At 52.1% G+C, this 19211-nt stretch carries 16 protein-coding genes, 1 tRNA gene and 2 pseudogenes; 8 read left to right on the plus strand and 11 right to left on the minus strand.

Translation table 11 applies throughout. The features are described from left to right. Positions 1-3 precede the first annotated feature (3 nt). The 5 genes and pseudogenes from CBE74_RS18595 to CBE74_RS18615 all read right to left on the minus strand — a co-directional run bounded on the left by CBE74_RS18595 (position 4) and on the right by CBE74_RS18615 (position 7243). A pseudogene (locus tag CBE74_RS18595) lies at positions 4-686 on the minus strand (HAD family hydrolase). 88 nt (positions 687-774) lie between these two features. Beyond that, the gene (gene metH, locus CBE74_RS18600) at positions 775-4374 is read right to left on the minus strand and encodes a methionine synthase (RefSeq protein WP_087453977.1); all 3600 of its coding nucleotides are present in this window, start codon (positions 4372-4374) and stop codon (positions 775-777) included. A gap of 103 nt (positions 4375-4477) precedes the next feature. Then, a complete protein-coding gene (locus CBE74_RS18605) occupies positions 4478-4918 on the minus strand; it encodes a hypothetical protein (RefSeq protein WP_087453978.1) in 441 nt (146 codons plus the stop codon). A gap of 63 nt (positions 4919-4981) precedes the next feature. After that, positions 4982-6241, minus strand: a complete 1260-nt coding sequence (gene mshC / locus CBE74_RS18610) for a cysteine--1-D-myo-inosityl 2-amino-2-deoxy-alpha-D-glucopyranoside ligase (RefSeq protein WP_087454886.1) — start codon at positions 6239-6241, stop codon at positions 4982-4984. A 114-nt stretch (positions 6242-6355) separates the two neighbouring features. Then, a complete protein-coding gene (locus CBE74_RS18615; RefSeq protein ID WP_087453979.1) occupies positions 6356-7243 on the minus strand; it encodes an undecaprenyl-diphosphate phosphatase in 888 nt (295 codons plus the stop codon). Between the two features lie 27 nt (positions 7244-7270). Between CBE74_RS18615 and CBE74_RS18620 the strand changes: the two genes are divergently transcribed. From CBE74_RS18620 to CBE74_RS18630, 3 genes are all read left to right on the plus strand, one after another. Continuing rightward, positions 7271-8173: an aldo/keto reductase gene (locus CBE74_RS18620; protein WP_087453980.1), complete on the plus strand. Its 903-nt coding sequence runs from the start codon at positions 7271-7273 to the stop codon at positions 8171-8173. Positions 8174-8288: 115 nt separating this feature from the next. After that, a complete protein-coding gene (locus CBE74_RS18625; protein ID WP_087453981.1) occupies positions 8289-9308 on the plus strand; it encodes a hypothetical protein in 1020 nt (339 codons plus the stop codon). A gap of 41 nt (positions 9309-9349) precedes the next feature. Beyond that, positions 9350-10462, plus strand: coding sequence for a quinone-dependent dihydroorotate dehydrogenase (locus tag CBE74_RS18630; protein WP_087453982.1), 1113 nt, complete (start codon positions 9350-9352; stop codon positions 10460-10462). A 27-nt stretch (positions 10463-10489) separates the two neighbouring features. On the opposite strand, the gene CBE74_RS18635 is transcribed toward CBE74_RS18630, so the two are convergent. The 6 genes from CBE74_RS18635 to dhaK all read right to left on the minus strand — a co-directional run bounded on the left by CBE74_RS18635 (position 10490) and on the right by dhaK (position 14283). Beyond that, on the minus strand, positions 10490-10723 hold the full coding sequence (locus CBE74_RS18635; protein WP_087453983.1) for a hypothetical protein: 234 nt from the start codon (positions 10721-10723) through the stop codon (positions 10490-10492). Between the two features lie 207 nt (positions 10724-10930). Further along, complete coding sequence (locus CBE74_RS18640; protein ID WP_087453984.1) at positions 10931-11323, minus strand: hypothetical protein; 393 nt, start codon at positions 11321-11323, stop codon at positions 10931-10933. After that, positions 11316-11852: a YbhB/YbcL family Raf kinase inhibitor-like protein gene (locus CBE74_RS18645; protein WP_087453985.1), complete on the minus strand. Its 537-nt coding sequence runs from the start codon at positions 11850-11852 to the stop codon at positions 11316-11318. The genes CBE74_RS18640 and CBE74_RS18645 overlap by 8 nt, the downstream gene beginning before the upstream one ends. A gap of 105 nt (positions 11853-11957) precedes the next feature. Beyond that, on the minus strand, positions 11958-12635 hold the full coding sequence (dhaM, locus tag CBE74_RS18650) for a dihydroxyacetone kinase phosphoryl donor subunit DhaM (RefSeq protein ID WP_087453986.1): 678 nt from the start codon (positions 12633-12635) through the stop codon (positions 11958-11960). Further along, positions 12632-13279 carry a dihydroxyacetone kinase subunit DhaL gene (gene dhaL / locus CBE74_RS18655; RefSeq protein ID WP_087453987.1) on the minus strand — a complete coding sequence of 216 codons (648 nt, stop codon included), beginning with the start codon at positions 13277-13279 and terminating at the stop codon, positions 12632-12634. The genes dhaM and dhaL overlap by 4 nt, the downstream gene beginning before the upstream one ends. A 2-nt stretch (positions 13280-13281) precedes the next feature. Continuing rightward, a complete protein-coding gene (dhaK, locus tag CBE74_RS18660; RefSeq protein ID WP_087453988.1) occupies positions 13282-14283 on the minus strand; it encodes a dihydroxyacetone kinase subunit DhaK in 1002 nt (333 codons plus the stop codon). Positions 14284-14705: 422 nt separating this feature from the next. Between dhaK and CBE74_RS18665 the strand changes: the two genes are divergently transcribed. The 5 genes and pseudogenes from CBE74_RS18665 to CBE74_RS18685 all read left to right on the plus strand — a co-directional run bounded on the left by CBE74_RS18665 (position 14706) and on the right by CBE74_RS18685 (position 19205). After that, a tRNA-Leu gene (locus CBE74_RS18665) sits at positions 14706-14791 on the plus strand. 270 nt (positions 14792-15061) lie between these two features. After that, positions 15062-15433, plus strand: coding sequence for an ATP-binding cassette domain-containing protein (locus CBE74_RS18670; RefSeq protein WP_225870092.1), 372 nt, complete (start codon positions 15062-15064; stop codon positions 15431-15433). Between the two features lie 16 nt (positions 15434-15449). After that, the gene (locus tag CBE74_RS18675; protein WP_225871136.1) at positions 15450-16712 is read left to right on the plus strand and encodes an ATP-binding cassette domain-containing protein; all 1263 of its coding nucleotides are present in this window, start codon (positions 15450-15452) and stop codon (positions 16710-16712) included. 47 nt (positions 16713-16759) lie between these two features. Beyond that, complete coding sequence (locus CBE74_RS18680; protein ID WP_087453989.1) at positions 16760-17713, plus strand: DNA glycosylase AlkZ-like family protein; 954 nt, start codon at positions 16760-16762, stop codon at positions 17711-17713. Positions 17714-17732: 19 nt separating this feature from the next. Then, positions 17733-19205: pseudogene (locus tag CBE74_RS18685) on the plus strand (SDR family NAD(P)-dependent oxidoreductase). Positions 19206-19211 lie beyond the last annotated feature (6 nt).

Below are 19211 nucleotides of genomic sequence, written 5' to 3' on the forward strand. Positions count from 1 at the left end.
TAATTACGCGGAAAGCTTGTTAAACCATCCCTCAATAGTGTTTAGCGTGACGTCAGTAAAATCGGTAGAACCGTGGATGTCGGTCATAAGTGTCACCCCTTGAGGGATGCGCATATCGTCTTGTTCTGGCACACCGATGACTACGCATCCTGTTGCAAGCGCGGAGAGCATACCGTTGTAGGAATCCTCAAAAGCAATACAGTTGTGTGGTTGAGCTTTTAATCGTCGCGCCGCCTCACAATAGATGTCAGGTGCTGGTTTGGGATTAGCTACTTCATCCCCGCATACTGTGGCGTCAAAATAAGATTCGCCGATGGAACGAATAGAGTGTTGCGCAACTCGACGCACGGTATTGGTAGCAATAGCCATAGGAAGCCCAGCGTGACCTGCAGAGCTGAGCAGATGTGAGAGCCCGGGTTTGACGTTAATTCAGTTGCAAATAAAGCTGACACCTGGGAGAAGAGCCGATTCTCCCAGAATTTCCTACTGCTTGGATCAAGGGTGAGACCGGCATTGTGCGCACACAGCTGTAGCGTGAAATCAAAACTTGCGCCTACGGTCTGCCACTGTTGATCGGTGGTGAGTCGCTTACCCATCTCTTCGCTCATAGCAAACGTGGCTTCCGCCCAGATGCCTTCGGAATTGACTAAGGTTCCGTCCATATCCCACAAAATTGCTTCGAGCATGCGCACTAGTCTAGCTGGCAGGGCGCTGGTTGCGTCGATAAGCTATGTGCTCTTAGTACGCGCGCCCTCCCCGTAGACGCTTTATCAGCTAAACGTTAAAGTACTTCGCCTCCGGGTGATAAAGCACAAATGCATCTGTTGATTGCTCTGGATGGAGCTGGAGTTCCTCGGAGAGTTCAACGCCAATGCGTTGCGCATCAAGCAGCTCAACCAAGGTTTTTCGATCTTCCAGGTTCGGACAAGAGCCGTAGCCAAAGGAATACCGAGCCCCCAGATAATCTAGGTCAAAAAAGCGCTGAAGATTTTGTGCATCTTTGTCTCCTGCGGAGGAGCCGTCGCTCAACGTTAACTCGCTCCGCACGCGAGCATGCCAATACTCTGCCATGGCTTCGGTGAGCTGCACACCGACTCCATGCACTTCTAAATAGTCGCGATAGTTATCTGCCGCGAAAAGCTCATTGGCAAAGTCTGCGATGGGCTGTCCCATAGTCACGAGCTGAAGTGGGAAAACATCGACGGTTCCTTGCTCAAGGGAGCGCGCCCGTGACTGGATGAAGTCGGCGATACACAGGAATTTACTGCGCTGTTGTCGTGGGAACGTAAAACGAGCGATTTCGGCAGCGCTGGGGTCGGGTGACTCCAACAATATGACGTCATCTCCCTCAGAAACTGCAGGAAAATAACCGTAGATCACAGCTGCATGATCCAAGATTTTTTCAGCCTTAAGCCGGTCAATCCAGTAGCGCAACCGTGGTCGCCCCTCAGTCTCCACCAGTTCTTCATAGGACGGCCCTGCTGCACCACGAGTAGCTTTAAGCCCCCATCGTCCCATGAACAGGGCGCGTTCATCGAGTAGCGGCAGGTACTCTGACAAGTTCAGGCCTTTGACAATGCGTATTCCCCAGAAAGGCGGAGTGGCAAGAGGCGAAGTTTCCGATACCTGGGACCTGGCAGGAACCACTACCGGTTCGGCCTTAGCCTTGCGCTCAGCAGCTATTTTCTTGGAACGTTCTTTACGTGCCTTACGCTCAGCTTTCTTCTGCGCAGCCTTGATCGCGTCAGGCGAATTGGGATCGAGTCCTTCTCCCCTGATGCGTGCCATAAATTCCTGCATAAGGCGAAGCGATTCAAACGCATCTTTGGCGTAATAAACGTTGCCGTCGTATACCTCAGTGAGATCATCTTCCACGTATGCACGGGTCAGCGCAGCACCACCCAAGATAACGGGAAAATGGGAAGCCTCTGCAGCGTTCATTTCCTGCAGATTTTCTTTCATGATCACGGTAGATTTGACCAGCAAACCCGACATACCAATAGCGTCGGCATTATGCTCCTTGGCAGCGTCAAGAATATTAGAAATAGGCTGCTTAATGCCAATATTGACCACGTTAAAGCCATTGTTGGAAAGAATGATGTCGACGAGGTTTTTGCCTATGTCATGAACATCTCCTTTCACCGTGGCGATGACAATCGTTCCATTCCCACCCGTGTCGTCTTCGGCCTCCATAAACTGCTCAAGATACGCAACGGCGTGCTTCATCGTCTCTGCGGATTGAAGCACAAAGGGAAGCTGCATCTGCCCAGAACCGAAAAGCTCTCCCACAGTTTTCATTCCCTCAAGCAGGTCTTCATTGATGATCTGCAGCGGCTCTTTTTCTGCCATTGCCTGATCGAGGTCGGTCTCAATACCTGTTTTCTCGCCATCGATGACTCTTTGTGCGATACGTTCAAAGAGAGGCATTGCGGCTAAGGCCTCAGCGCGAGCGTCTTTTGCGCTGCTGGCGGATACGCCCTCGAAGAGCTGCATAAAAGTCTGCAGAGGATCGTAATCCGCGGTGCGCCTGTCATACACCATGTCCAAAGCTACACGACGCTGCTCCTCATCTATCTTGTTCATCGGCAGAATCTTGGAGCTGTGCGCAATAGCCGAATCGAGACCAGCGCCGATGCATTCGTTGAGGAAGACTGAATTAAGGACTTGGCGAGCCGCAGGGTTCAAACCAAACGAGATATTAGAGAGCCCCACTGTCGTGTGAATACGTGGATAGCGCTTCTTTAGCTCTCGAATCGCCTCGATAGTTTCAATACCATCCCGACGCATTTCTTCTTGTCCCGTAGAGATGGGAAACGTCAGGCAATCGACGATGATGTCGTCTTCTTCAAGACCCCATGTTTGAGTAATGTCCGTAATAAGACGCTCCGCGATAGCAACCTTTTGAGCAGCTGTACGCGCCTGCCCGTCCTCGTCGATAGTCAGCGCTACTACCGCAGCCCCGTGTTGCTTAACCAAGCGCATAATCCGCTGGTACCTAGAGTCGGGACCATCACCGTCTTCAAAGTTAACCGAGTTCACAGCACAGCGACCGCCCAAGTGCTCAAGACCGACTTGAATGACACCAGGCTCTGTTGAATCAATCATGATCGGCAGTGTCGAACTCGTGGAGAGCAACGACGCTAGCTGGGCCATGTCTTGGCGCCCATCGCGGCCTACATAGTCCACGCATAGGTCGAGCATGTGCGCACCATCGCGCGTCTGCTGCTTGGCAATATCAACGCAGGTCTCCCAATCCGCTGCCAGCATCGCTTCACGGAATGCTTTAGAACCATTCGCGTTGGTGCGTTCGCCGATCATCGTGATGCCAGTATCTTGAGTAAGATTCACGCTGGTATATAGAGAAGATACGGCATCCCCCACTGCTGGATTTCGCTGTGCTTGCTGAGCGGCAGGGGTATCAGCCGTTCCAACGATAGCGTCCCGAACCGCTGAGATATGGGACGGAGTAGTACCGCAACACCCTCCAACCATGCTGAGCCCGTAATCGTTGACAAAACCTTTGAGTGCGGTTGCTAACTCGTGGGCAGAAAGTGGATATTCGGCACCGTTTTTTCCGAGCACGGGCAGACCTGCGTTAGGCATCACGGAGACCGGGATGCCTGCATTGTGCGAAAGGAAGCGAAGATGCTCACTCATCTCGTCGGGTCCAGTTGCGCAGTTGAGTCCGATCATGTCTATCCCCAGTGGTTCAAGAGCAGTGAGCGCTGCCCCGATCTCGGAACCTAAGAGCATGGTCCCTGTGGTCTCTACTGTTACATGGCACACAATAGGGATCTTGATCCCCATTTTCTCAAATGCCTGCTGACAGCCATGAATAGCAGCTTTAACCTGAAGTAGATCCTGAGCAGTTTCAACGAGAATGGCGTCGGCGCCACCTTCAATCATCCCTGTAGCGGCTTCGGCATAGTACTCGCGCAGTTCTTCAAAAGGCACATGCCCAAGGGAAGGAAGTTTGGTGCCGGGCCCCATAGAGCCAAGGACAAAACGACGAAGAGCATCGCGGCCGGGGCCGAGTTCGTCAGCAACACTGCGAGCTATTCGAACGCCCTCATACGCAAGCTCACGACACCTCTCCGCAATCCCGTAATCGGCAAGATTGGGAAGGTTGCAGCCAAAGGTATTCGTCTCAACGAGGTCAGCACCAGCTTCAAAATATGAACGATGGATCTGAGCTACGACGTCTGGACGCGTAACGTTAAGAATCTCGTTGCAGCCTTCCAATCCAAGGAAGTCTTTATCCACATCGAGGTCAAATGCTTGTAGCTGCGTTCCCATGGCTCCATCGCCAATGAGGACGCGGTCTTTCATTGCGTCAAGAAATTCTGTTCGGAAGGTTATAGTTGCTGTAGTCATTGAGTAGACAGCTTAGTACGTATTGTGTGAACTGAGTCAACATTTTACAGCGAGACGATACTTTATATTCACAAAGAGACTCCAGAAGCTCCTGCCCAATCAGCTAATTTTCATCTTCTAATGCGATAGCTTCTTCATAGGCGGGTAAATCTGCTATTTCTTCGGAGCTTAACCCTATTTCTTCTGCGGCTTTTTCAATGATCCGCTGAAGGTCAGCATATTCTTCTGCTTCTATGACTGCATATCCGTACGAGTGATTGATTGCGTCAATAGCGCTAAACAACACACCGACTCTCGCTACAAAGTCTAAGTGTGCGAGAGAGCTAGTCTGATCCTCAGAACGGTCGCTACTACGCTGAGCCATCGGAATAAGTGATTGGGCAAAATCTTGAAGAAGCGCATCAATCTTCGCTACCGCGCTTACCTCAAAAGGTGGCTCCCACCACTCCAATTCGTCTTTTTGAAGGTAGCTGCCGGTGGCAAAAGCGCGGAGATCTGAAATAAATTCAGCAATAGTATCCTCGCATTGAAATCGAGATGTCATTCTTCCTCATCATCTTGAGCCAGTACGTATTCATTCTCGCGTGTTAAAACGTCAGTGCGAGAGCTAGATCTTTACACCTAAAAGAGCGTCTAAGGCGCATGCCACTAGATCGCCGGCTGCGGTTCGCTCATGAGAAGATTCGCTCTTCTCTACTGCGCTTACTGAGTGTGCCCATGCATCTACGGCCTCAAGCACCTTCGGAGTATCAAGGTCTTGGGATAGGCGGATCCTCATGTTATGCACAAGATCCTGAGCTGCTTCCAGATCTGTTGCTGCATGTGCGGCATTAATCCATAGTTCTCGGCGCTTTTCTGCGTCAGAAAGAATCTTCTCCGACCATTCGCGCGGAGCCCGATAGTGGCCGGAGTACAGGCCGAGTCGGATGGCAGAAGGATGATGCCCATCGGCTGTGAGCTGAGAGACAAAGACTAGATTGCCTAAAGACTTGCTCATCTTCGTGCCGTCCAAGGCGATCATTCCGGTATGCACGTAGTGATTGGCCATCCTGTGCACGTGATGGGTTGCTTCCGCATGTGCGGCAGAAAATTCATGATGCGGAAAGATCAGGTCGGAGCCTCCGCCCTGGATCGCAAAATGATGTCCAAGCCTATTGGTAGCGATCGCGGAACACTCTATATGCCAACCAGGACGCCCTGCTCCAAAAGGAGCCTCCCAGGAAGGCTCACCGTCACGTGCAGATCGCCAGATTAATGCATCAAGGGGATCTTTCTTCCCCGGGCGCTCAGGATCACCGCCCCTTTCTGCAAAGAATTCCTCCATGAGGGCGCGCGAATAATTAGATTCATACCCAAAATGGTTCGTTGCAGAGATCGAGGCATAGATATCACGGTATTGGTCGACTTCAACGATGTAAGCGGAACCGTTGTTCAAAAGAGTCTGAACCATCTCGATGACTTCATCGATGGATTCCATCGCTCCCACGTAGTCGCGGGGAGGAACCACGGATAGGGCTTCCATGTCGGAGCGGAAAAGGTTTATCTGGTCAGTACCCAGTTCTTGCCAGCTCACACCGTCGCGTTCCGCACGCTCGAAAAGCGGATCGTCCACATCCGTAATGTTTTGCACAAAATGGACGGTGTGGCCGGCGTCGATAAGCTGCCGATTAATGAGATCAAAAGCGAGGTATGTCGCTGCATGTCCTAGGTGCGTGGAGTCATAAGGGGTAATGCCACACACATACACACTAACTTCCCCATTACTGCAGTCCACCGGCTTAATCACTCGGTCAGCTGTGTCGTATAGGGAAAGCGCTACTTTTTCTCCCGGTACAGCTGGGATTTTTGGTGTGGGCCATGATTTCATGGCAACCAGAATAACCGCTATCACTGCTCTTGACCGAACTCAATGCAGTCCAGGACGTTCCTTAAAGCAGAAAACGTGCCTGTTGTTAGCAGGCACGTGATCTTTCAATGCTGTTTAAGCAGCAAGGACTCCAGTCGCAAGCAGTCCCATGACCAGCAATCCAACGGGGATGCGGTACACCGCGAACCAGCTAAATGAGTGGTTGCCCACGAACTTAAGCAGCCACGCGATGGACGCATACCCGAGCACAAAAGCAATGCCCGTTCCCACCAGTAGTTGCATTCCCGATGCGGCTTGGCCGGCATCCGGGGCAAAGGCGTCGGGAAGCGAAAACAGCCCGGAACCCAATACTGCAGGAATTGCCAGCAAGAAGCTAAAGCGCGTAGCAACTTCGCGGTCAAGTCCTACAAAGAGACCAGCAGAGACCGTTCCGCCGGAGCGTGAGACTCCCGGGATCAGGGCAAGACACTGCGCAAGGCCCATGATTATGGCGTCTTTCATTGTTAATTCTTCAAAATTGCGTTTCTTCGATCCGAATTTCTCAGCAGCAATGAAGACGAAAGAAAAGAGAATGAGCACGGTTGCTGTGATCCACAGATTACGGAATGCATCACGGATGAGATCTTTAGCCAAGACACCAACGATGACCACGGGAAGAGTTCCCACGACCACCATCCACCCCATGCGATAGTCAAAACCGCGTGCATCCTTATTAAACAAGCCTCGGAACCAGCCAGTGACAATCTTTGCAATGTCTTTGGCAAAGTACACCAGCACTGCAAGTTCTGTTCCGAGTTGGACTACCGCAGTAAAGCTTGCCCCAGCGTCCTCCCTCCAAAAAAGTTGGGAGATAATTCTCAGATGGCCAGAAGAGCTGATCGGCAAGAACTCGGTAAGTCCCTGCACAATCGATAAAACAATGGTTTGCGCCCAAGATATTTGGTCTGCGGAGGCCGCAGAAACAGTCGACACGCTGTCGGCAAGGATGATCGATTTAGTCACAAAGAATCACCGTACTCTACTGTGGACATGGTGAGAGAAGCAACAGTCGGTTCAAGCGGATTAAGAGTGTCTACTTTAGGGCTCGGTACAACAACATGGGGACGCAGCACTCCTGAATCTGAGGCCTCAGAGATACTTAGGGTTTTCCGCGATGCAGGCGGAACGCTTATCGACGTCTCCCCCAATGCTGTTGACATCATTGCGCGTCAGCTCGTTCCCGATCGTCATGAGTTTGTTGTGTCTGTAAGCAGCGGAGTAAATCCCGCAGCACCTTTTGGGCAACGAGTAGATTGTTCGAGGCGCAATCTACTGCATCAATTGGACACCACTTTGCAGCGCTTAAACACTGACTACATAGACCTATGGAACGTGGGTTATTGGGACCCTCACACGCCACCAGATGAAGTCGCCGACACTCTTGCCCATATGATCCAAGTGGGTAAAGTGCGCTATGCGGGTGTGCGCGGCTATAGCGGCTGGCAGCTTGCGGTAACGCGCCACCGGGACATCATTTCTGCGCAGGCTCCTTATAACTTATTGCAGCGTTCCATCGAGACCGATCTCCTGCCTGCTGCGCAATATTTGGGTGTCGGAGTTATAGCTGGTGCGCCTTTAGCTCAGGGAGTACTCAGTGGTCAGTATCGCAGGAGTATTCCAGGGACCTCACGGGCAGCTTCTCCCGAGGCCTATGCGGACGTGCATGGCTTAATCCCTGAAAGTCATGCAGTAGTTGAAGCATTAAAAACTGCAGCTGAGGGACTAGGCATCTCCACAGCTATCACAGCGGCCTCCTGGGTCCTTAGCCAACCGGGCATTAGCGCTATGATTGCGACTCCTCGCACGACGCATCACTGCCAAGAACTCATTACGAGCGCGGACGTGACCATCCCCCGCACAATCTCCAAGGCTTTTGATGACGTAACCCTCTAATCGCGTCACCACACCGGGTTGTAGATGCGCTTTTCTCAGGCAACCGGAAAACGGGGATAAAGATGTGGGGTCATATGGAGTTATCAGGAGCGACATACTGGTAGGGTCATTCTGTGTGAGAAACGCACAGAGTAAGTCGGGAGTCCAAAAAACTGCGATCGCGGGGCTGCTCGCATTGTCTTTAAGCCTTGCTGCTTGTACTAAAGAAAACGGGCCTAATCCACAGGAGTCCGGAGTGCAAGGAAACGCAACGGCACAAAAATCGCCGGCTTCCTCCTCACCATCAGGTAAGGTCCTGCCGTTTGCGTCCATCCTAGGGATGCAAAAAGCTGGAAATATCCTTGCGGTGAGAGAAAAAACTGTGTTTCACGTGGGGGCCATCAAAGATTTTTATAATGGAACCCAAAAAAAGATTGATGTACACGAAGCCTGCGGTGCACTTACTGCAACTGACCAGGAGTTTATTCTCCCCTGCCCCGATGGCGTACACGTTGTAGATGCGAGAACACCCGCTACTCATGATGTGGTGACCCAAGAACCAGCAACAGTCGCTATCAAAACGACAAGCGGCGAGATTATCGCGGGAGACTCAGATACGGCGAGTTTGAAAGTACATCGCAGCAATAAAGCCACACAGAGCATCAAGACAGAATTCATTACTAATCAGATTGTTGCCATACCTGTAGATGGTCAGCCCGATGCTGTGGCTCGCGTTAACAACGAACATACTGTCATCCAAGACATTCACTGGTCAGAAGACAAAGGTGGTGCTTTGTTGCGCGTTGGGCGCGGAGTCGGTCAGATTGCTCCCGCCGAACAATCAATTCTCCTAGCATCCGACACCATTAGTGGTCAGCTGATGGTATATGGCGCAGAAGACGTGATTAGGCTTCATCAATCCTCTCCTGTGGGCGTAAGTCCATGGGCGGTAGCTTGGGATAAAAAGAATCAGCAGGCGTGGGTGAGCACGACCTCCGATAACAAGCTAACTGCGTACAGCATTTCAAGCGGAACTGCAGATCCTAAGCGCCATTATTCTTCCGTTGCGGACGTACACTCGATGGTGGTGCTTGACGACGCCACCGTGATTGCGGGTTCGGCCACCGGCGACGGTCTCCAAATTATTGCACCCTAAGTTTTCATCCCCTCTTGACCAAAAGAAAGCTCATTTGATCCATGTCGATCCCCCAGCATCCCCTCCGTACGAAAATGTACAACCTCGCGCTCAAAGGAATGTTCACGATGTCCCCGGAGCGCATCCATGGCATCATCAGCAAGGGAATGAATGTTCTACAGGTAGCCGGTCCTATCAACACCGCTCTGGGCAAAATTGTAGCCGTTGACGATCCCATACTGTCGCAGGAAGTCTTTGGTACCGTGTTCCCTCGTCCCTTAGGCCTTGCTGCGGGCTTTGACAAAGACGGAGATGCTCCCGATGCATGGGCAGCTGTAGGATTTGGATATGCAGAGTTGGGAACTGTAACGGCATCCCCGCAGCCAGGAAACCCTACGCCACGACTTTTCCGGCTTCCCGCAGACAAAGCCATCCTCAACCGCATGGGTTTTAACAACGCTGGTGCTGCTCAGGTAGCCGGCAATCTACGCCGTCGTACTTCTGACGATGTTATCGGCATTAATATTGGCAAAACTAAAGTGGTGCCGGCGGACAAAGCGGTCGACGATTACCGCAGGTCTGCAGCCTTGCTCGGTGATCTCGCAGATTATCTTGTGGTCAACGTGTCCTCTCCTAATACACCAGGGTTAAGGGATTTGCAGGCCGTCGATTCACTTCGTCCCATCTTAAAGGCCGTGCAGGAAACGACCTCGACCCCTGTGCTAGTGAAGATCGCACCGGACCTCGATGCCGACGATATTGATGCCGTCGCAGATCTTGCTGTTGAGCTAGGCCTTGACGGAATCGTAGCAACAAATACTACGCTCACTAGAGAAGGCCTTGTCACTCCAGCACGCGCTGTTGAAGATATGGGTGCAGGTGGCATTTCTGGTGCACCTCTGGCAGAGCGCTCACTGGAAGTGCTCCGTCAGCTCTACACCCGAGTCGGAAAAGACCTAGTATTAATCGGCGTTGGCGGTATAGCAACGCCCCAACAAGCTTGGGAAAGAATTGCTGCAGGGGCAACCTTGCTGCAAGGCTATACCGGACTTATCTACGGTGGCCCCGATTGGATCAGGGATATCCACCTTGGAATAGCCGCCCAATTGCGCGCGCATGGGTTAAACAATATTGCGGAAGCCGTTGGTTCAGAACTTCCGTGGACTCTTGACTAAAACACGGAGCACTTTCCAACCGTTGGGCTATTCATAGTCGACAGTAGTAATCACTCCTCGGCGGCGGCGTTTTTTAAAACGCCCCGTCGCCAAAAAGACGGCACCAGATATCGCAAAAAATAACGCCCCTATACACAACACCATAGGGCCGTTATTTTCGGTGAAGTCGTGAGCAGTAGCTTTCTTGAACCACCACGCACCAACAAGCATAATCCCACTCACAATTTCGCAGAGGATTCCTGCGATTGTTCGCCCTCGCATCAGTCTGACCCTTCGCGTTGTCCGTGGCAAATGGCACATAGCAGTAAAACACGACGTTATTCTGCCTATTAGTGGAATGATAACTAAGTATTAATACTGACGCAGTGTTTTTCCATGGAGGAATAGAAAAAGAAACTAATCTTTCGTTTTCCCTCCCCCAGATTGATGGACTGTACGAATAAAAACGGAGAAAGAGGCGAGAGCCTTTTACTTTATGGCAGCTTGCCTAGCAACAAGCCCAAACACAAGCGCTAAGGTCCCGTAAATAGGCAGCCAGTACTGCTGCCACACAACTATCGGTTCAGGGCTTAAAAATCGGCCAGCGACTACAAGTGCCAACGCCACGATGAGCGCCCCTACCTGGAGACGCGATGCAGCCTGGTCTTTCCGAATCGTGGCAAATCCACCAAAGACTCCTGCTGCGATAACGATGAAAAGAAATCGGGCAGTCACCGCAACAGGTTGCATCCATCCAACGGTCGCTACTTGAACGAACGTAAAGATAAATAAGACGAATGCAATGGCAACAAAGGCGCCACCGACTCTTATCCCCACCGGAATTGTAGAATGTGAGGGCTGAGCTGCTGATGCCTTAGACATTCTCGTACCAACCCCAGTACACCGAGCGAGCAAGTGAGTGGAAATACAGGTTAAAGCCGAGAACAGTCGGTGTCGCGTCGGCTGGAATATCGAGGGTTTCTACATCTACCGCGTGCACGGCAAAAAGATAACGATGTGGGCCGTGACCCGCGGGAGGATTAGGGCCATAGTAGCCGCGGATACCAGAATCGCCTTTGAGCGTTATCACGCTTTCGATGCCCCCAAGGGTCTCATCTCCCGCACCCTGAGCAAGCTTGCTAACAGTAACCGGAATATTAAAAACAGCCCAGTGCCAAAACCCTGAAGCCGTGGGGGCATCAGGGTCAAAACACGTGATAGCCAGTGATTTTGTACCTTCAGGGACATCTGACCATGAGAACTGCGGCGATAGTCCTGCTTCTGCCACATGAATCTCCGGGATCTTTTCCCCCTCGCCAAAGGACGTGGAGCTCAGAGGAAAAGATGGAAGATCTTTTAAAGGAGCGTAGGGGTCAGGACCGGGGAAACGTGGATCTGCGTAGGTACTCATGTGGTCATTTTTACCTGAACATATGTCCCACGGCTATGAAAACTGTCTCTTTTATAGTTGAGATAGCCCCTGCGTACCCCGGTGGCGTCGACAAGCCTGAATTTTTTAGTCCAGTCCTCGTTCTATGGCTTCTGCAATAGCATCGATAAACGCGCGATCCGTAGGAGAACCTGAAACCGTGACAGTTTCACCTTGACGGATACCAAGGGACATAAGCAGCAAAGAGGACGCAGCGTCTGCCCCGTTCACGTGTATGCTTCCCTCGGCCTCCGATGCGATCTCAGAAATGATAGAAGCGGGGCGTGCATGCAAGCCTGCTGCATCAACCACAGTAACCCGACGCCCGTATTCTCCAGATGGTATTGGCTCTTCAACAGACGTAACAGGCTCCGGTGCAAACAAGGAAACCGCAGAGGCGGCAGCCTTGATGACCGCATACAAAGAATCACCCTGTTGTGCTGCAGTCGCAGCGGCAACTGTGCCTTCTACAAAGGGGACGTTGGCAAAAGCCACGGGCTGATCATCGTAAAAGTCTAATAGGGTCTCTACCGTCATCGTTGCCGAACCCAAGTCAGTGAGGATAAGAACCTCAAGCCCCTTATCTAAAAGTCCATCGACTGAGCTTTCCACTAGGTCATAGGAAGTACCTATTCCGCCATTGTCGCGCCCGCCTGCCGGAACAATAGCCACGTCAGTAGCCATTTGCTGGGCAAGTTCGCAAAGTCCCGCCGCTAACGAGGACGAATGGGAGACAAGGACAAGCCCCACTTTTTGTTTGCTCATGAAGCTGCTGACTCCTTTGCAGCATCCGCTGCGGCTCTGAGGAATAATGCGGAAGACGTCGCGCCGGGATCTTTGTGCCCTGCAGAGCGTTCGCCTAGGTAGGAGGCCCGACCTTTGGTAGCGATCATGGGGATAGTCGATTCGGCTCCTTGCTCGGCAGATTCAGCTGCACGAACAAGCACCTCAGCAGCTGTAGCGCCGTTATTCACTGCGTCTCTTGCGGCGCTGGCGGCGGGACTCCATGCATCGACCATGGTCTTCTCCCCTGTGGTGGCCTTGCCGCGAGCTGTGACGCCTTCCAAAGCACCGTCGATAAGGCCAGCTATGGCTTCAGCATCTAGTTTCTCTTTTCCTTTAATCGCTTTCGACGCTCTCAGAAAAGCGGTTCCAAGCAGCGGCCCTGAAGCTCCCCCGACGGTAGAAATGAGTGTCGCTGCGGTGATTTTGAGAACCTCAGAAGGCGTTGTCACCTCCTGACCGTCTAGCTTCTCCAGGACAGCACTAAAACCACGATCGACATTTTCCCCATGGTCCGCATCACCGATAGCGCGATCAAGCTCTATCAACTCGTCGCGGTGTTCCTTTGCTGCGATGGCGCATCGGTTAATCCAATCGCTGGCCCAATCAACAGTGAGGAAATCCATGGTTATATTCCTTTACGATAAGCAACGGTATTAACGGGGGCGTCGAAAAGCTTTAATGCTTCCTCATCAACCCTCATCAAGGTGACCGATGCGCCTTGCATATCAAGACTCGTCACATAGTTGCCCACGAGCGCGCGTTCTACAACGATTCCAGCTTCATCCAGACGTTCTTGAACCCGCCTGTAGACAACATAAAGCTCCGACGAAGGAGTCCCTCCCATGCCATTGACCAAGGCGATAACGCGTTCTCCGCGGAGGAGCTGAAGATCGTGGACAATGGGGTCTATAAGTTGGTCGGTGATTGAGTCGGCATCGCTCATCGGAACTTTTCGTCGACCGGGCTCCCCATGAATGCCGATTCCGATCTCAATCTCGTTTTCTTCAAGATCAAACGACGGTTTTCCTACGTGAGGGACCGTGCAGGCCGACAGTGCAACCCCCATTGAAGCAACATTTTCTACTGCTTTTTTAGCCACAGCGGCGACTTCTTCCAATGAATCCCCGCGTTCAGCTGTTGCTCCAGCAAGCTTTTCCACCAACATGGTTCCGGCTACCCCACGACGACCCGCTGTGTAGAGAGAATCCTCAACAGCTACGTCGTCGTCCACGATTACTTGGACCACCTCTATGCCTTCAAGCTCTGCTAGTTCTGCGGCCGTATCAAAGTTCAAAACGTCGCCTGTGTAGTTCTTGACGATGTACACCACACCTGCCCCTCGATTGACTGCCTTTGTGGCCTCCACGATGGGATCTGGCGTTGGAGAAGTAAAAACTGGTCCCGGTATCGCGGCATCGAGCATTCCTTCTCCGACAAAACCGGAATGCAGGGGCTCGTGGCCAGAACCGCCACCAGATATAAGAGCTACTTTTCCTTCTTGTTTTAGCTGAGCACGCGTGATGTATAGAGGATCACTGTGTGCCGAAACTATGTCTTTGTGGGCGGCAGCAAATCCATCGATGGCTTCTTGAACAACCTTTCGCGGATCATTAGCAAGCTTTTTCATAGACTCAACCTTTCGCAGATAGAAAGCTGATCGCATCGCTCACAGACCCTCACGTAAGCGACAGCACCGTTTGTTCATGTTGCTGTATATATTGCCGGTGCAATGGTTTTATGGGTTCGACTGTACGGATTTTTGACCCCATTGTGTTGTGATCTAGATCGCGGATAGCTTGGGTTCGGCATAGATGGCTTTGTTTACGCACAATATTTTCCTTCCGTGCAATCATTCACAATAACCGTGCAGAGCAATGGCAACGACGGTGCTCAAGATGACGCGCCGCATAACCGGATCGGTGACGTAGAAGAAGCCAACGTATATGCATTTAAATGTTTTTACCCATTGTGACCTGCCGATTTGCCTATCTATTGAGTCGCTCATATAGTTAAGCGAGTCAACAGCCAAGCGGCTGGAAGCACTACCCGGCCCGGGTGGCGGAATGGCAGACGCGCTAGCTTGAGGTGCTAGTGTCCTACTAACGGACGTGGGGGTTCAAGTCCCCCCTCGGGCACAAATAGTTAATGTGTATTAACGGAGGTAACAAAATCGAAAGAGATTGTTACCTCCGTTTTTCTTTACTATTTTCCCTGTTGCTCATCTCCCCGAGCAAGATCCCGCATGGCAGCGCCGTAGGTATGTAGGTATATTGCGGCTAAGCTAGGTTCATCCACTTTAAGTCGAATAAAAACGAATGTGTGAGGTTATCGTTCCGATGTTGATTTGATCTCTACTCAGCTGAGCTGAGACGTTTACACCGTTGCCCTGCTCTTGGAGATCAACTATGACTTCTGTCGAACTCACCGACGTCACTTTTGCGTATAACTCACGTCCACTTCTTAACCATATTTCTTTGCATATCGGCGCTGGCGAGCGCGCCTGCCTCGTAGGGCCTAACGGCTGCGGGAAAACGACCCTCCTCAGACTCATCACTGGAGACATCACTCCAGATAACGGGAACATCATTATGCACCCGGCACATGATGCCAGCCGGTCACATGCGTTTAACTTCAAGGTCGCTACGCAACACACCACCGTCGAAGACTTCTTCAACCATGCGCTATCTGGCCTTTATGCTCTTTCATCGCGGTTTGACGAGGTGACCACTGGTCTAGCCAGCTCCCCCAATGACCCCAACGCTAGCAAGCGAATATGACTCTTTGCTCACCCAGATGAGCTCTCCAGATGTGTGGTCAATCGATGCACGTATCGATGAAACTCTTGCTGGCTTGGGGCTTCCACAGCTAGCCAGTGCTGGACGATCACGGCACCTTAGCTCATTGTCGCCAGGCCAGCGCGTGCGTCTTGAGCTAACTGCGTTGTTGGTGTCGCGACCAGACGTTTTGGTGCTCGATGAGCCAACAAATCACCTTGATAAGGATGGCAGTAACTTTTTAGTGCGGATGCTTATGGACTGGTCCGGCCCAGTGATCTTAGCGAGCCATGACCGTGCCTTTATCAATAAAGTAGCCACGGTCATCTACGACTTAGATATAGCTTCCTGGCAAGCACTGGCGACGGCCTCAGGGCTAGACGCAATTCCTGGTGCATACAGATGTCAGGGCAATTACTCTGATTATCTTGTTGCTAAAACCCAGGCACGTGAAGCACATAAGCAGCTACACAGTAGCCAGCAGGTAGAAAAACGCTCAATTCAAGCGCACCGAGCCACCAGCCAAAACATCGCTCAGGGCGGTTCTCATATGAAAACTGCGACAGGCATGGCCCGCAAGTTCTACTCGGATCGTGCGGCTTCCACCGCAGTGCGCCGGATACGTAATGATGACCGACGCCTCGATGATTTAAGTAACCGGGAGGTTCGCAAACTACGCACTTATGACTTGCGCCTAGACTTTGCCGACGCACCAGCACAGACGGGAGTGGCTGTATCTGCACGGAATGCGACACTGCCTCACCGTCTGCAAGAAGTAACCTTTGATCTCATGCACGGGGAACATCTGCTGATCACAGGACCCAATGGAGCAGGAAAATCCACGTTGGTGAATTGGATTGCTGCTGGAACTCCACCAACTACGGCTCATAGTGATGCAAGCGGAACGATTACACGAGATGATCGGCTAGTGCTGATCCCGCAACGTCTCCCCCAGCAAGGCGATCCCGGCTTCACAGAAACCGTATGGAATGAAGGTATCGGCCAGATGGGCACAGGAATTATTCATCCCTCCATGTGGAATACCCCGGTGCCAGCACTGTCTGCGGGCAATCAACGGCGCGCTCAGATAGCTGTTGCCGTTGCTGAGCAGCCGGCTATACTCCTCATCGACGAGCCGACTAACTACCTCGATCTCGACACGATCGAAGCCTTTGAAGATGCAATCTCTGAATGGGCCGGAACTTTAGTGATAGTTAGCCACGACCAATGGCTCATTGACAAATGGCGTGGGAAAAGGCTTTGCCTAGGCTCATCCGCATAGCTGGGCACAATATCGGTCCTGAATTCTAGTAGGTAAGCTTTCTAGTTATGCACGATGAGGAAATCCGCGCACGGCGAATGATTGCCCATTATCTCAGCCCAAGCGACGCGCATCCCCAGCCCAAGGCACTATCGGATGCAGCTTTTCAGATGATGGCTACTCAAGGACAAAATTATGCCGGTGGTTTGCAGGGCCTGGCGGTGCGTACTGGAGTGCACGAGCTGTATACCGGCACCATACAAAGCCATTTGGACGATTGCCTGAAAAATTATGAGGTTATCCGTACATGGTCACAACGCGGCACACTTCATTTCCTCCACAAAGATAACGCGTGGATTGTAGCCGCTATAGGCAAGCGCGGTTTGGGAACTATTGAGTCTTCCGCTCAGCGCTTTGGGATAACAGAACAAGAATATTCAGAGATCCTCGAACGCACCATACAGCTTTGCGTCACTCCACATAGCCGCCAGCAACTACGAGACCACCTCGGGATTGATTCTGCCCTGTTGTCCAACGTCATGCGCCGTTTAGGCCGTACCGGCGACCTCATCCAAGGTGCTAAGACAGGTAACCATGATACTTTTATCCGCGCCGATACTGCCGGTTGTGACGTGAATCGGGATGCAAGCATTGAAACGTTAGTAACCAACTATTTTTCCACCCGCGGCCCAGATCACATAGCCGATTGCGCATGGTGGTCTACGTTGCCTAAGACCGTTGTGCGTCGTGAAGCTAGAAAAGCGGTCGACTCCGGCGCTCTATTAGAAGTCTCCCCCGACGTATTTATGGGGAGCTGGCAAAACAATGTCTCAGACAGCGAGATCACTGCCGCTCTGCAACTCCAAATCCAGCTCCCGCCCTTTGACGAGTACCTGATGTCCTATACCCAGCGCGACGTATTATTCTCCCCACAGTGCGATCCGTTATCTGTACTGACCAAAAACGGCATTTCCTGGCCTTTTATGGTTTCAGGAGGCGTGATTATAGGCCGATCTTCCTAGCGACGATAAAGTAGAGCAAATGACCGACATCAATCCAGACGAGTTGGATATTGCGCTACGAGTCTTAAAAGAAGCCGGCGACTTGCCCCAAGATCATCCTCAGGCTGTCACGTTGCATCACGCTGTGAGCAAGCTTTTTAAGACGGTAAAAAAGAACCGCAGGAGCGTCGCAAAGCAGCAAAGAAGGCTTGCCGACGCTCAAGTGCTTGCCGCGACTGCAACGGCCAACCCTCGCCGGATTGACGATGAAACAGCGGACCTTCTCATTGCCCCGCAAGGCCAAAAGCCCATCCCGCTTGAAGTCGGCGCGGTAGCCACACCCCATGGGTTTGCCGGAAGACTCAACAAATCGCATAACTGTTATATTTGCAAGCAACCATATACCTTGGTCGATTCCTTCCATCATCAACTCTGCCCGGACTGCGCCAGTGATAATCGGCAGCGCCGTGAACAGCGCGTGGACCTGACAGGCAGGCGAGCACTCTTGACTGGTGGACGCGCAAAGATCGGCATGTATATAGCGCTTAAATTGCTTCGCGACGGCGCCCATCTGACCATCACTACCCGCTTTCCTAAGGACGCTGTCCGTAGGTTTACCGCAATACCAGACTCCTCCGAGTGGCTTGAGCGCTTGCGCATCGTAGGGATTGATTTGCGCAACCCCCGGCACGCGTCGAGGAGCTTGCCGCCATGGTAGGAGAATCCCCGCTAGACATCCTTATCAATAATGCTGCCCAAACCGTTCGGAGATCGCCTGGAGCATATTCAGGGTTGGTGTCCGCGGAAGCACAGCCGCTTAGCGGGCTGCAGAATGATGTAGCTTCTTGAACTGGGTGTCGCAACGAATCTTCATCCGGAGTCTTTGGAGCACAAGAAAAACCACCAAAGCCTCATGGACAGCCCCGGAGTCCTGGACACTAACGATGCTCAGCGCATAGCGGCACTGGCGATGCGTGCAGGGAATGACTCCCACGGCGTGGACGCAGGCGGTCTTATCCCCGACTTGGTCAACCATAACTCTTGGGTAGCGAAAGTCGGAGATATAGATCCTGTAGAAATGCTGGAAGTTCAGCTATGCAATGCCACCGCGCCTTTCATCCTCTTTAACAGGCTCCGCCCAGCTTTAGAGGCATCGTCTGCGCGTCGAAAATACGTGGTCAATGTCTCTGCCATGGAGGGAGTTTTTGGCCGAGGATACAAAGGACCAGGCCATCCTCACACAAACATGGCTAAAGCGGCGCTCAATATGTTGACGCGAACCACGGCCACCGAAATGTTCGAGCATGGTGTCCTGGTCACCGCCGTAGATACGGGATGGATTACCGACGAGCGCCCGCACACAACAAAGACACGTCTCGCTGACGAAGGCTTCCGAGCACCGCTTGATCTAGTCGACGGTGCTGCCAGGGTCTACGACCCCATAGTCCAAGGCGAAAATGGGGTCGATCTTTATGGCTGCTTCCTCAAAGACTATAGGCCACATCCCTGGTAGGCAGCT

Source organism: Corynebacterium silvaticum, from assembly GCF_002162115.2.
Lineage (GTDB): Bacteria > Actinomycetota > Actinomycetes > Mycobacteriales > Mycobacteriaceae > Corynebacterium > Corynebacterium silvaticum.

Bases quoted from the DNA above. Each gene is read 5' to 3' on its own strand.
- CBE74_RS18645 (WP_087453985.1), bottom strand. From the start codon at position 11,852: ATGAGTACCTACGCAGATCCACGTTTCCCCGGTCCTGACCCCTACGCT.
- CBE74_RS18640 (WP_087453984.1), bottom strand. From the start codon at position 11,323: ATGTCTAAGGCATCAGCAGCTCAGCCCTCACATTCTACAATTCCGGTG.
- dhaL (WP_087453987.1), bottom strand. From the start codon at position 13,279: ATGGATTTCCTCACTGTTGATTGGGCCAGCGATTGGATTAACCGATGC.
- dhaM (WP_087453986.1), bottom strand. From the start codon at position 12,635: ATGAGCAAACAAAAAGTGGGGCTTGTCCTTGTCTCCCATTCGTCCTCG.
- CBE74_RS18605 (WP_087453978.1), bottom strand. From the start codon at position 4,918: ATGACATCTCGATTTCAATGCGAGGATACTATTGCTGAATTTATTTCA.
- CBE74_RS18675 (WP_225871136.1), top strand. From the start codon at position 15,450: ATGAGCTCTCCAGATGTGTGGTCAATCGATGCACGTATCGATGAAACT.
- metH (WP_087453977.1), bottom strand. From the start codon at position 4,374: ATGACTACAGCAACTATAACCTTCCGAACAGAATTTCTTGACGCAATG.
- CBE74_RS18680 (WP_087453989.1), top strand. From the start codon at position 16,760: ATGCACGATGAGGAAATCCGCGCACGGCGAATGATTGCCCATTATCTC.
- CBE74_RS18670 (WP_225870092.1), top strand. From the start codon at position 15,062: ATGACTTCTGTCGAACTCACCGACGTCACTTTTGCGTATAACTCACGT.
- dhaK (WP_087453988.1), bottom strand. From the start codon at position 14,283: ATGAAAAAGCTTGCTAATGATCCGCGAAAGGTTGTTCAAGAAGCCATC.
- CBE74_RS18635 (WP_087453983.1), bottom strand. From the start codon at position 10,723: ATGCGAGGGCGAACAATCGCAGGAATCCTCTGCGAAATTGTGAGTGGG.
- CBE74_RS18630 (WP_087453982.1), top strand. From the start codon at position 9,350: ATGTCGATCCCCCAGCATCCCCTCCGTACGAAAATGTACAACCTCGCG.
- CBE74_RS18620 (WP_087453980.1), top strand. From the start codon at position 7,271: ATGGTGAGAGAAGCAACAGTCGGTTCAAGCGGATTAAGAGTGTCTACT.
- mshC (WP_087454886.1), bottom strand. From the start codon at position 6,241: ATGAAATCATGGCCCACACCAAAAATCCCAGCTGTACCGGGAGAAAAA.